Below are 10,561 nucleotides of genomic sequence, written 5' to 3' on the forward strand. Positions count from 1 at the left end.
GTCAGGTCTGTTCGACCTCAAATCTGAATCCGCCTCTAAATCAAAGAGATAGAGCATGATGTCGTCCGAAAACCGCTTCACACTTTTCGGCATCATGCCGTAGGGAGTTGCCGATGGCCCACGTGGACCTGAGAGATCTCGTCAAGACCTATGGCGGCTTCAAAGCTGTCAACGACGTTTCGCTGACGGTCAATGACGGCGAGTTCGTTGCGCTCGTCGGCCCTTCGGGCTGCGGCAAGACAACCACGCTCAATCTTGTCGCGGGATTGATCCCGGTCACATCGGGCGACATCGTCATCGGCGACCGCGTGGTCAACGACCTCGACCCCAAGGACCGGGACATCGCGATGGTGTTCCAGAACTACGCGCTCTACCCGCAGAAATCGGTCTACAAGAACCTGGCGTTCCCGCTGCAGATGCGCAAGCTGCCCAGGGACGAGATCGACAGGAAGGTCAAGGAAGCGGCGCGCGTGCTCGACATGACGCACCTGCTCGAGCGCAAGCCGCGCGAACTTTCAGGCGGGCAGCAGCAACGTGTCGCCTTGGGGCGCGCCCTCGTCCGCGACCCTGCCGTTTTCCTCATGGACGAGCCGCTCTCCAACCTCGACGCCAAACTGCGCGTCCAGATGCGCTCGGAGATCAAGCGCTTCCACCAGGATCTCAAGGCGACCATCATCTATGTCACGCACGACCAGCTCGAAGCCGTGACCATGGCCGACAAGATGGCGGTGATGAACGGCGGCTACCTGTTGCAATACGATTCTCCGGCGCAGGTCTTTGCCCATCCGGTGAACATGTTCGTCGCCAGCTTCATCGGCAGCCCGGCGATGAGCCTTGTTCCACTGGAGGCATCGACAGCAAACGGCAACACTGCGTTGACCGGCGCGGAGGGCTGGAGCCTTGAGCTCTCGCCGCTCAACGCCCGGAAGGTTGCGGGGGCAACGTCGAGGAAAGTCGTGCTCGGCGCACGTCACTCGACCATCAGGCTCCACAAGAGCGCGGTGCCAGGCAGCGTCCCGGCCAGGGCCTATACAGTGGAGCCGACCGGAGACGTCACCTTCGTGCAGGCGTTGCTGTCAGGCGCCATCGTCAACATCAGCGTGTCCCCCAACATCGCCGTCGCACCTGACGAGCAGATCTGGCTCGAGTTCGACCAGGAGCGGCTGCATCTGTTCGATGGCGAAACTGAACTGGCCCTCAAGGCCGGCTGAGACAAGACGGGGGTTCATTGGGAACGTTGGGGATGACTGAAAAGCTTAAGATCACCGCGATCAAGCCCTATCCTGTGTGGGTTGGAACGCGTAATCAGATGCTCGTCAAGATCGAGACCGACCTAGGCGTCTTCGGCTGGGGCGAGAGCGGCTTGAGCGGGCGCGAAAAGGCCGTTGCCGGCGCGGTCGAGCATTTTCGCGAGTTTCTCATCGGCCGTGACCCGATGCAGATCGGGCGGATCTGGCAGGAGGCATATCGCAGCCAGTACTTCGAGGGCGGGCGCGTTCTGCAGGCGGCGATTTCCGCCATCGACATCGCCCTGCACGACATCAAGGGCAAGGCGCTGGGGGTGCCTGTCTACGAACTGCTGGGCGGCAAGCAGCGCGATCGCATCCCCACCTTCGCCTCGACCGGAGACGAGGCCGAGGGCGATGCCGCCGTCGAACGAGCCCGGGAGCTGCGCGCACGGGGGTGGCAGGCGATCCGCTTCTTCCCCGCAGGGCAAAGCAGCAGGGACATCTTCGAACCCCGCGAGTCGATCGGCGCTACCGCAAGCATGCTGAACAAGGCGCGCGAGGCGCTGGGCGACGACGTCGTCCTCGGCATCGACTATCATCATCGGCTGTCGGTGGCAGAGGCGGCGAGCTTCTGCAACAAGCTCGGCCGCGGCGTGCTTGATTTTCTCGAGGAGCCGATCCGCGACGAGACACCTGAAGCCTACGAATCCCTGCGCAGGATGACCGACATTCCCTTTGCCATCGGCGAGGAATTTGCCAGCAAGTGGCAGTTCCTGCCCTACATCGAGCGCGGCATCCATCAGTTCAACCGGCTCGATGTCTGCAATGTCGGCGGGCTCACCGAGGCGATGAAAGTCGCCGGCTGGAGCGAGGCGCACTATGTCGACCTGATGCCGCACAATCCGCTTGGTCCGGTGTGCACGGCCGCGACCCTGCATCTCGCCGCCGCCGTACCCAACTTCGCGTGGCTCGAGACCAGGGAACCCGAGACGAAGCTGGGCTTCGACAATTCCGACTTCTTCCCCGTGCAGCCACGGCTCGACGGTGCCGACTATCCGGTCAGCGACCTGCCGGGCCTCGGCGTCGAGGTCAACGAAGCGGCGGTCCAGGCGGAGGCTTTTCGTTTCTGGGAAGCGCCTCACCTCAGGCGCCGGGACGGGTCTGTTACGAACTGGTAGTTCCATCTCAACCGGAGTCCACAATGACGCATATCCCTGACATCACGCGACCGTCCAAAGACCTCATTGACGCCCTGAGGGAAATCGGCGCCGCGACGGTTGCCGGCACGCTGGGCCACATGGGTTTCCGCAATCCTCACATGGTCGGTCCGGTGGCGCAGAACCATGGGAAGTCGATCGTCGGGCCGGCGCTGACGCTGCAGTTCCTGCCGCAGCGGCCGGACCTCTTCAGCGAGGGAGAATACGCCGACCCGGAAACGCAACTGCACCGGCACGTGCTCTATCACGCGCAGGAAGGCGATGTGGTCGTCGTCGACGCGCGCGGTGACATGAGCTCGGGCGTCTTCGGCGATATGATGTCGACCTATTTCAAGGGCAGAGGCGGCGCGGGCATCGTAATCGACGGCTGCATGCGCGACCGGCCCAATGTCGAGAAGCTCGATCTGCCCCTATGGCTGCGCGGCTGGACGCCCAACTACCATGTGCAAACCAGCATCTATCCGAACGCCGTCAACGTTCCGATAGCCTGTGGTGGTGTCACGGTGATCCCGGGCGACATTATCATCGCAGACGACGACGGGGCGGTTGTGCTTCCCGTCGCAATGGCGGCAAAGGTAATTGAAGAATCGAAAAAACATCACGATTGGGAGGAGTTCTCGCGCGAGAAGCTCATGCAGGGCGCCCCGCTGCAGCGCTACTATCCGCTGCACGACGATGCTCGCGGCGAATATGAGGAGTGGCGCAAAGCCAATCCAGTGAAGGGCTGAGGCCCGGCAGCAACGGCATTCGGCATGCAGCCGTTCAAGAGGTGATTGTTGCCCGCAATACGTGGGTTTTGAGACCCTTGCCTTCGGCTACATGCCTGGTCCCACTCGAAAACCCTGCCGACGGGCCTCCCGATCCAGAAAAACGCTTTCCTCGGGTGAAGCGGCGGCTCCGATACGGAAGGTGAAGGACGTCACATGCGTCGCATTGGTGTCGATCCCACAGTGAAAGCGCACATGATACCAAGTCGTCGCGGTACGAAAAGCGGTATCCGGGGCGTCCAGAAGATTGCCGACCTCTAGTGGAATGCTTGGGAGCAATACGGGGCGATAAGCGGCGTCGTTCAGTTGCTGACCCAGAAGATTGGAGCAAAGGTCGGCTACGCGTTGCCCCCGTGGCACGTCGGCCATCGAGTTCGTTGCGAAGGGATCGCCGGTAGCGCCTTTTGAAAAAAGCTTGCGAACACCCGGAAGCCCCGCATACGCTAGTGAGTTGGCCGTGGGGTTTGGCTCTGCGGCCTTTGCGCGCGGCGGCTTCGCGGCCTTCGCCGGGCTGGGTTTCGGTGCAGTGTCGGGTCTGGCCTCAGGCGCCTGAGCCGACGCAGGAAGCTCGATCTCACCGCCATCATCAGCCGAAGGTGTTGCAGCGGCCGATTCGTGCCTGTCGGCGTCAGGAGCTCCCGCCTCCTGTTTGTCAGCTTCCGGCTTCTCATCGATGCTGGCTGGCTCCGCCGGCTTTGCAGCGTCGGGCGTCGGTTCAGATCTGCTCTCCGCATCGGTTGGCGTGGCAGCCGGCTTGGGCTCGCTGTCCTTGGCGGTGGACGACGCTTGGTCCTGAGCGCTTCTCCCATCCAGCGATTTCCTGGGGCCGGTGTCTTTGTCACCGAACTGGAATGCAGGCTTCAGGACTTTCTCTGACGGCAGGTTGTCCGGTACCGACTTTTCGACCTTCTTTTCAGGCTGACTTTTGGCTTCGGGTTTCGGCTTTGGTGGTTCGGGCGGCGGCACGAGTGCGACATTGATAGGTTGCTCCTCCTGCGGCTGCTGGGCAGGAACGGGCAGGCCATAGACCAGGAACGCGGTGATGAGCGCATGCAGGACCAGCGATGCGGGCAAGGCCCACAGCAAGGTCCGCCGCCGCTCGGATGTCTCGGTCTTCATCCCTCACGATGTGGAGCGAAACTGCGGCGGCATCAAGCGTGGCAACCGTATTGGCGCATTCAGCCGCAGCTCAGCAGTGAGGAGACGACGCATGATTGCTTCTCGCCGCCGGCTCCATTCTCTGCATGCCCGCCTCCAATCTCAGCGACGCAGGCTGGCGTCGCGGGCACGCTCGCGGAGCTCTTCGCGAGAAAGGCCCGCATCCGCCAATATGCTGTCTGGAAGCCGCCTCAAGCTCGCAAGCGTCTGGCGATAGGCAAGCCAGCGGGCGAAACGGTGTCGAAGTTCATGCAACATGATCGTCTCCTTGGCGAGCGGGATACCCACGCTCTTGGATTGGTCGAAAACGCAAAGCAATCGCGCAAAGCGTATGCACGATCGAACGGATTGCGCTGACTGCCTGGCCAACCGAGGTGCCTGTCATTTTCCCGCCAGGGCAGAATTATCAAGCGCTTCCAATGCCTATATACTTGCGCGTGATGGCCGCTTCGCGCTACAGCCACGGTCGCAAGGAGTTTTTCATTTCTGCAAAATGGATATTGGCTGGGACGATCTGAGGTTGTTTCTCGACATTGCGCGGCTGGGTGGCCTGAGCGCGGCGACGGCAACCACGCGCCTCAGCGCAGCCACACTCGGACGACGCGTCACCGCGCTCGAAAAGCAGATCGGCGAAGCGCTGTTCGTACGTCAGCAGACCGGCTACCGACTAACCCCGGTCGGTGAAGAACTGCTGCGGCGCGCCGAAGACGTCGAAGCAGCAATGCAGTCGCTAACCCGCTGGCGCGAGGGAAACCTGCCCGACCGCATTGTCCGCGTCTCGGCCGGGCCATGGACCTCGGCCTTCGTTTCCACCCATATCGGCGAAATCTGGACCGTCGATGACGGCATCAGGGTGGAACTCGTCACCACCACCGACCGGGTCGACATCGGTCGCCGCGCCGCCGATATCGGCATCCGCAGCGAGCGCCCGACCGAACAGTGGCTGGCCGGCCGTCAGAGCGGCAAGGTCGCGTATGCCATCTATTCCGGACGCCACCTGATCAACGGCATCGCCGCCGGGTTGTTCGTCGGCGTCACCGGCGAAGGGGCAAACATTGCCTCGGCGCGCTGGCTGCAAGCCCATCACGGCGATCGCATCGCCGTGCGCGGCAACAACACCCATTCAGTGCGCGAATTGGTGGCCGCAGGCGCCGGCCTTTCGATCTTTCCGTGCTTCGTCGGTGACAGCGATCCGCGGCTGGTTCGCGTCGCTCATCCTATCCCAGAACTCGAAACCGACCAGTGGATCGTCACCCACCATGAGGAACGCCACTCCCCGCCGGTACGAAAGATTGCCGACCGGATTGCCGCTCTGATGCGGGCCCATCAGCCGTTGTTTCGCGGCAAGATGCCGATCCGCTAAGCGTCAGGCGTCGATCGGCCGCCAGATTCTCAAGGTTCTGGCGCGTGAGGCGGGCGCGTGAAGCTTGAAGGGGTTGGATCCCGGATTGTGGATTTTCGCTGGCCAGAAGCCGGGCCAATCCCGGAAATTGGCTGGAGACTCGTCCAAAAGGTCGGCTCGTTCAGGCGTATATGGTACAAGTCCCACATCTTGTCTTGCCGCAAAGTTCACCCTCTGATTCCCTGTGCCAAGGCGATAGAACCTGATTCTTGCACCTGGCGTGTTCAAGCGGCGCGTTCCGGGAACTTTTTTGTCGATCAATTCCAAGGAGACAAGACGATGAGCACCGCGGCAAGGCCCGTCATCTCGGAAATGCGGCCGAAGATAACCGTCATTGGTGTGGGCGGTGGCGGCGGCAACGCGGTCAACAACATGATTGCCGAAAATCTGCAGGGTGCGGAGTTCATCGTCGCCAACACCGATGCCCAGGCACTGACCATGTCGAAAGCATCGCGGCTGATCCAGCTGGGTGCCCATGTCACGGAAGGCCTGGGCGCCGGGTCGCTGCCCGCGGTCGGCCGCGCGGCAGCCGAGGAATCGATCGACGAGATCAGGGACCACCTTGCGGGAACCCATATGTGCTTCGTGACCGCCGGCATGGGAGGCGGAACTGGAACCGGTGCCGCGCCCGTCATAGCGAACGCTGCACGGGCAGCCGGCATCCTGACCGTGGCCGTCGTCACCAAGCCGTTCACCTTCGAAGGGAAGCGCCGCATGCAAGCCGCCGAAGAGGGCATCGAGCAGCTTCGCGAATGCGCCGATACCGTGATCGTTATTCCGAACCAGAACCTCTTCAGGATCGCCGACGCAAAGACGACTTTCGCGGACGCCTTCGCCATGGCTGATCGCGTCCTTTATTCCGGCGTCGGCTGCATAACCGATCTCATCGTCAAGGAGGGGCTGATCAATCTCGACTTCGCCGACGTGAAGTCGGTGATGCGCGACATGGGTCGCGCAATGATGGGTACCGGGGAAGCCACGGGCGAGGACCGCGCCAGGAAGGCCGCCGAAGCGGCGATAGCAAACCCGCTTCTCGACGAAGCCTCGATGATCGGCGCCAAGGGCGTCCTGGTCTCGATCTCGGGCGGCATGGACATGACGCTGTTCGAAGTCGATGAGGCCGCCACCCGCATCCGCGAGGAGGTCGACGCCGACGCCGACATCATCGTCGGCGCCATATTCGACCGGGCACTCGCCGGAAAATTCAGGGTCTCAGTCGTCGCGACAGGATTGCGGCAGGGCCTGGAGATACCGCAGTAGGCAGGATCCGGGCTGCTGATTTATGAGTCTGGTGGACCGTGGTCATGGGCTTCGCCACCGAAAAGTCGGCCCGCAAGCCCGCACCATTGAACTTGCCGGTGAATTCGCGTTGCCGGTCTAGAGACCGAATTTGTTTCGAGGCCGCTGCCACGAATGCGCGAACTCGCATCAGCGCCGCCGCGGAACCGCTCCCAACTGCAACCGCGCCGCGAATGCGCTTCGACCCGGATCCCCAACAGGAGGCCATACAGATTGACCGCGGCAGACATTTCGCCTGCGATATGGCCAGCGTCTGCTGACCACATGATCGGCCCTTTCTGATCGGTGATGCGGGCTCGCTGGATATGGCACAATAAACCGGCATGGGTCAGGCGTCGGGAGCATCCAGTGGCGGCCAGCCTCGCAAGCACTATATCGAAGAAAAACTCAGGTCGACCCGACAGGAGCATACTCCATGGCTGACACGCCGATACCCGATGCTTCGTTTCTCGCGGCCCTGACGACAGAGCATTTCGTGCAGCAGACAGCGATCAGCACGTCCATAAGTGAAATGGCGTCGCGAACGACCATCTACATTATGTCTCTGTCGAGCGCTCTGGTGGCAACGGGCTTTGTTACGCAGTCCTCCGAGTTCTTCCTGCCGTTTGTCGCGGTTGTGCTGCCATCGGTCTTTTTACTGGGTGCCTTTACCGTCTTGAGGTTGGTCGACATCGCCGCTGAGAACATGCAGGCCCATATCGGCATTGCCCGGATCAGAGCCTACTATCGAACTTTGGGCGACGAGGCTGCCTTCCAGTTTTCCAAGGAATTCGGTCGCTGGCCCGAAAATGACGCCGAACCTTCTCTTCGTACTGGGCCTCTCCTGGCGTACCTGACCACTGCAGCTACTATGATCGCATTCATAAATGCCATCGTCGCTGCGGCGGGCGTTACTCTGCTTGCGTTTGGTGTCGGTGCAGAACTATTGCTCGCGCTGTGTCTTGGTGCTGGAGCAGCAATCGGCTTGATGACGATTTTCTATTTATACCAGCGCCTTCGGACGAAAGGCATGGTCCGCATTGCCAAACCCTATGGCTCTGAAAAGAGCGTGCTTTGAGCGGGTAATGAATGTGGTGTTTGTGTGAACGGCACCGGCATGGCACTTCCGATCTTATTGACGACCAATGCTCCACGCCCCTCGCAGGCTGTTCGCAATGGCGAGCCCTTTCGGGATCGAGATATTTGCGCAAACTTTTTTGCCCGGCATGCGTTGTTCGTTCTCCGAGCACAGGAGAAAGCCATGCAGACTAAGTCGCAGACTTCAGCCGAAGCCGCCAAGCAACGCCATATCCAGCGTGGTATCGACGCCAAAGACGAGACGAAGAGCATTGGCAAAATGCAACAAGCGATGCAAGCCGGCGCCCGCAAATATCCCGAGCCACCTTTTCCCGAGCAGCATCAACCCAAACCGGGGCATGAATGGGCGATCGAGCCCGCTCCGCTCTACGATGCGCCTTACTACCTCGGATCGAAAAAACTCGATGACAAGGTAGCGCTTATCACGGGTGGTGATTCCGGCATCGGCCGTTCGGTGGCAGTCTTGTTCGCCCGCGAGGGCGCCGACATTGCGATCGTATACTTGAGTGAAGACAGGGACGCCGAAGCGACCAAAAACGCCGTCGAAAAGGAAGGCCGGCGTTGCATACTGATAAAAGCCGATGTCAGTGAACGCGAGCATTGCCGCAACGCCGTGGCGCTGACGGTCGAAAAATTCGGCAGGATCGACGTGCTGGTCAACAACGCCGCTTTCCAAATCCATTCCAGTGACTTCAACGACCTGACCGAGGAACATTTCGACACGACGCTGAAGACCAATCTTTACGGCTATTTTCATATGGCGCAGGAGAGCGTGCCGCACATGGAGCCGGGCTCCGCGATCATCAATACCGGTTCGGTGACCGGCATCGACGGTTCCAAGCAACTGGTTGACTATTCGATGACCAAGGGCGGCATTCATGCCTTCACGCGAGCGCTTTCGGGCAATCTGGTCGGCAAGGGCATCCGGGTAAACGCGGTCGCGCCAGGTCCGGTGTGGACGCCGCTCAACCCTTCGGACAAGGAAGCCGACGACGTCTCGAAATTCGGCGCGGATACGCCGATGAAACGGCCAGCGCAACCGGAAGAACTTGCCCCGGCTTACGTGTTCCTCGCCTCGTCGCATTGCTCGAGTTACATCACGGGAGAGATCCTGCCGGTGGTCGGTGGCTACTGAGGTCGCGGAACGTATTTCGTTGCATTGGGCTACCGAGTAGACGGCACGCGGAGACGTCGTCTCCAGGGAGACGCTTGCCGCGCTCGATCGCTTCAAGAAACGCGTGATCGGTGCCGTGCGCCGCCGCTTCACGGCACCCGCCACGGCCCGTGTTGGTCGAAATCCTCGCCCGCGTTTCAGTTTTCTGAATTTCCACTTGGAACTCTCCCGCCGGCATCCCGTTCAAACATCATTGAGCCGGGAGAACGACCATGCCACGAGGCGACAAATCGAAATACAGCGACAAACAGGAACGCAAAGCCGACCACATTGCCGAAGGCTATGAAAAGCGCGGTGTTTCCGAGAAGGAATCCGAGCGCCGGGCATGGGCGACCGTCAACAAGGACGATGGCGGCGGCAAGAAAGAAGGCGGCTCGGGTCGTGGTAAACACACCGGACACCCCGCGGCCCACAAGGGTGGGAAAAGCGGCGGCAAGGCATCGGCTTCACGGTCAGCCGCAAGCCGATCGGAATCGGCAAAGAAGGCAGCGGCAACCCGCAAGCGGAATGCCGAGCACCATGCCCATTAACTGCTCCGCAACAGATTCGGAACGCCATGAAACCCAAGCTCGCTAATCAGGTCAGCGGGCAAAGAATTTTCGTCGTGGTGCTCGACCTCGGCGAAGAAGCCTTCGCCGCGCTGACAGCCTTCGCAACCGACCAAAACCTCGGCAGTGCCTCTTTGACTGCGATCGGAGCGTTCGGCGCCGCCTTGATCGATCTTGATGCGTGAGGTTGGCAAGCGCCTGCCCGGTTCCTTGGCCATCCATGGCGGATGTCTCTGTGGCAGGATCCGATTCAGCGTCGGGATCGAACCGAGGATTCACTACTGCCACTGCGATATGTGCAGACGAGCGACCGGCAGCGCGTTTGCAGTTCTTGCCTGGATGCCCTGCCAAAGCCTGACCTGGAATTCCGGAAAGCCAACATATCGAAGGTCTTCGCCGATTGCGCAAAGAGGCTTCTGCCCAGAATGCGGGTCGCCGCTCAGCCTTTGCTACGACGCATCGCCAACCGAGATCGCGCTGCACGTCGGTACTTTCGATGATCCGGCTCACCGGGAGCCTCGGTACAACTACGGTTCAGCGCAGCGCCTTGGTTGGGTGTGCTGCGGAATAGACCTACCGGACCGCGACACCGAGGAACGCTGGTAGCGCCGCGAACGACCCAGATTGCCGATCAGGAATGCGGCCCTTGTCGCCGTGCCCCGAAAGTGCGGTCTCGATCTGCCCGGCCTG

The 10,561-nt window shown here is 61.1% G+C and carries 12 protein-coding genes; 10 read left to right on the forward strand and 2 right to left on the reverse strand.

The window, feature by feature from the left end; translation table 11 throughout:
• Positions 1 to 113: 113 nt before the first annotated feature.
• The 3 genes from NKK52_RS15195 to NKK52_RS15205 are packed head-to-tail and all read left to right on the forward strand — an operon-like array spanning position 114 to position 3,174.
• Positions 114 to 1,211 (forward strand): ABC transporter ATP-binding protein, encoded by a 1,098-nt coding sequence (locus tag NKK52_RS15195; protein ID WP_023681188.1) that lies wholly within the window; start codon positions 114 to 116, stop codon positions 1,209 to 1,211.
• 32 nt (positions 1,212 to 1,243) lie between these two features.
• Positions 1,244 to 2,407: a mandelate racemase/muconate lactonizing enzyme family protein gene (locus NKK52_RS15200; protein WP_023681187.1), complete on the forward strand. Its 1,164-nt coding sequence runs from the start codon at positions 1,244 to 1,246 to the stop codon at positions 2,405 to 2,407.
• Between the two features lie 23 nt (positions 2,408 to 2,430).
• On the forward strand, positions 2,431 to 3,174 hold the full coding sequence (locus NKK52_RS15205; protein ID WP_023681186.1) for a ribonuclease activity regulator RraA: 744 nt from the start codon (positions 2,431 to 2,433) through the stop codon (positions 3,172 to 3,174).
• Positions 3,175 to 3,261: 87 nt separating this feature from the next.
• On the opposite strand, the gene NKK52_RS15210 is transcribed toward NKK52_RS15205, so the two are convergent.
• A complete protein-coding gene (locus NKK52_RS15210; protein ID WP_023681185.1) occupies positions 3,262 to 4,332 on the reverse strand; it encodes a DUF930 domain-containing protein in 1,071 nt (356 codons plus the stop codon).
• 141 nt (positions 4,333 to 4,473) lie between these two features.
• Positions 4,474 to 4,629: a YjiS-like domain-containing protein gene (locus NKK52_RS15215; RefSeq protein WP_023681184.1), complete on the reverse strand. Its 156-nt coding sequence runs from the start codon at positions 4,627 to 4,629 to the stop codon at positions 4,474 to 4,476.
• Positions 4,630 to 4,864: 235 nt separating this feature from the next.
• Here NKK52_RS15215 and NKK52_RS15220 point away from each other — a divergent pair, with 235 nt between their 5' ends.
• The 7 genes from NKK52_RS15220 to NKK52_RS15250 all read left to right on the forward strand — a co-directional run bounded on the left by NKK52_RS15220 (position 4,865) and on the right by NKK52_RS15250 (position 10,477).
• Positions 4,865 to 5,734 carry a LysR family transcriptional regulator gene (locus NKK52_RS15220; RefSeq protein ID WP_023681183.1) on the forward strand — a complete coding sequence of 290 codons (870 nt, stop codon included), beginning with the start codon at positions 4,865 to 4,867 and terminating at the stop codon, positions 5,732 to 5,734.
• A gap of 318 nt (positions 5,735 to 6,052) precedes the next feature.
• Positions 6,053 to 7,033, forward strand: a complete 981-nt coding sequence (gene ftsZ / locus NKK52_RS15225) for a cell division protein FtsZ (protein WP_023702103.1) — start codon at positions 6,053 to 6,055, stop codon at positions 7,031 to 7,033.
• A gap of 454 nt (positions 7,034 to 7,487) precedes the next feature.
• On the forward strand, positions 7,488 to 8,129 hold the full coding sequence (locus NKK52_RS15230) for a hypothetical protein (protein WP_023681182.1): 642 nt from the start codon (positions 7,488 to 7,490) through the stop codon (positions 8,127 to 8,129).
• 183 nt (positions 8,130 to 8,312) lie between these two features.
• The gene (locus NKK52_RS15235; protein WP_023668089.1) at positions 8,313 to 9,284 is read left to right on the forward strand and encodes an SDR family oxidoreductase; all 972 of its coding nucleotides are present in this window, start codon (positions 8,313 to 8,315) and stop codon (positions 9,282 to 9,284) included.
• A 251-nt stretch (positions 9,285 to 9,535) separates the two neighbouring features.
• Positions 9,536 to 9,853 carry a hypothetical protein gene (locus NKK52_RS15240; RefSeq protein WP_023668087.1) on the forward strand — a complete coding sequence of 106 codons (318 nt, stop codon included), beginning with the start codon at positions 9,536 to 9,538 and terminating at the stop codon, positions 9,851 to 9,853.
• A 26-nt stretch (positions 9,854 to 9,879) separates the two neighbouring features.
• Positions 9,880 to 10,056, forward strand: a complete 177-nt coding sequence (locus NKK52_RS15245) for a PCC domain-containing protein (protein ID WP_023668086.1) — start codon at positions 9,880 to 9,882, stop codon at positions 10,054 to 10,056.
• A complete protein-coding gene (locus tag NKK52_RS15250) occupies positions 10,049 to 10,477 on the forward strand; it encodes a GFA family protein (RefSeq protein ID WP_084026208.1) in 429 nt (142 codons plus the stop codon). The genes NKK52_RS15245 and NKK52_RS15250 overlap by 8 nt, the downstream gene beginning before the upstream one ends.
• The last annotated feature ends 84 nt before the right edge of the window (positions 10,478 to 10,561 follow it).

Source organism: Mesorhizobium sp. C277A, from assembly GCF_040324395.1.
Lineage (GTDB): Bacteria > Pseudomonadota > Alphaproteobacteria > Rhizobiales > Rhizobiaceae > Mesorhizobium.

What these genes read in the sequence shown, in the direction of transcription:
- NKK52_RS15195 (WP_023681188.1), top strand. Translation starts at nt 114, where the DNA reads ATGGCCCACGTGGACCTGAGAGATCTCGTCAAGACCTATGGCGGCTTC.
- NKK52_RS15200 (WP_023681187.1), top strand. Translation starts at nt 1,244, where the DNA reads ATGACTGAAAAGCTTAAGATCACCGCGATCAAGCCCTATCCTGTGTGG.
- NKK52_RS15205 (WP_023681186.1), top strand. Translation starts at nt 2,431, where the DNA reads ATGACGCATATCCCTGACATCACGCGACCGTCCAAAGACCTCATTGAC.
- NKK52_RS15210 (WP_023681185.1), bottom strand. Translation starts at nt 4,332, where the DNA reads ATGAAGACCGAGACATCCGAGCGGCGGCGGACCTTGCTGTGGGCCTTG.
- NKK52_RS15215 (WP_023681184.1), bottom strand. Translation starts at nt 4,629, where the DNA reads ATGTTGCATGAACTTCGACACCGTTTCGCCCGCTGGCTTGCCTATCGC.
- NKK52_RS15220 (WP_023681183.1), top strand. Translation starts at nt 4,865, where the DNA reads ATGGATATTGGCTGGGACGATCTGAGGTTGTTTCTCGACATTGCGCGG.
- ftsZ (WP_023702103.1), top strand. Translation starts at nt 6,053, where the DNA reads ATGAGCACCGCGGCAAGGCCCGTCATCTCGGAAATGCGGCCGAAGATA.
- NKK52_RS15230 (WP_023681182.1), top strand. Translation starts at nt 7,488, where the DNA reads ATGGCTGACACGCCGATACCCGATGCTTCGTTTCTCGCGGCCCTGACG.
- NKK52_RS15235 (WP_023668089.1), top strand. Translation starts at nt 8,313, where the DNA reads ATGCAGACTAAGTCGCAGACTTCAGCCGAAGCCGCCAAGCAACGCCAT.
- NKK52_RS15240 (WP_023668087.1), top strand. Translation starts at nt 9,536, where the DNA reads ATGCCACGAGGCGACAAATCGAAATACAGCGACAAACAGGAACGCAAA.
- NKK52_RS15245 (WP_023668086.1), top strand. Translation starts at nt 9,880, where the DNA reads ATGAAACCCAAGCTCGCTAATCAGGTCAGCGGGCAAAGAATTTTCGTC.
- NKK52_RS15250 (WP_084026208.1), top strand. Translation starts at nt 10,049, where the DNA reads ATGCGTGAGGTTGGCAAGCGCCTGCCCGGTTCCTTGGCCATCCATGGC.